This is a genomic window from Kitasatospora sp. LaBMicrA B282 (genome assembly GCF_050325825.1).
Classification (GTDB): Bacteria; Actinomycetota; Actinomycetes; order Streptomycetales; family Streptomycetaceae; genus Kitasatospora.
The window spans coordinates 1-416 of record NZ_JBNQTI010000421.1; the positions used below are offsets into that span (position 1 = coordinate 1).

General features: G+C 69.2%; 1 protein-coding gene. It reads right to left on the reverse strand.

Annotated elements, in window-relative coordinates:
* Nucleotides 1-416 (reverse strand): LLM class flavin-dependent oxidoreductase (locus ACQRUO_RS39760; RefSeq protein ID WP_428321038.1); only part of this gene is annotated, 416 nt, incomplete at both ends.

Consider the following 416-nt stretch of genomic DNA (forward strand, 5'->3'; position numbering starts at 1 on the left):
CGGCGGCAGCGTCTCGGGCCACACCGGGAAGCCCTCGGGCCGCGGGAACGTGTCGTGGTAGCGGAAGACCAGCGAGGGCAGATAGTGCAGCCCGCCGTTCACCGCGATCTCGATCGCCTCCGCGTGGGTCGGCGCGCAGATCGCCGTGGTCGTCACCATCACGTTGTCGTTGACGAACTCCCCCACCGGCTCGGCGTCCACGACCGCCGTCTTGTACTGCTCCAGCACCCACTCCATGTCGGCGACCTTCTGGATGCTGAAGCCGAGCACGCCGAGCCCCTTCTTCGCGGCCATGGCGTACGACGCCGGGGACCCCGCCGCGTACCACATCGCCGGGTGCGACCTCCCGTACGGCTTCGGCAGTACCTTGCGCGGCGGGAGCTGCCAGTGCTTGCCCTGGAAGCCCTCGTACTCGT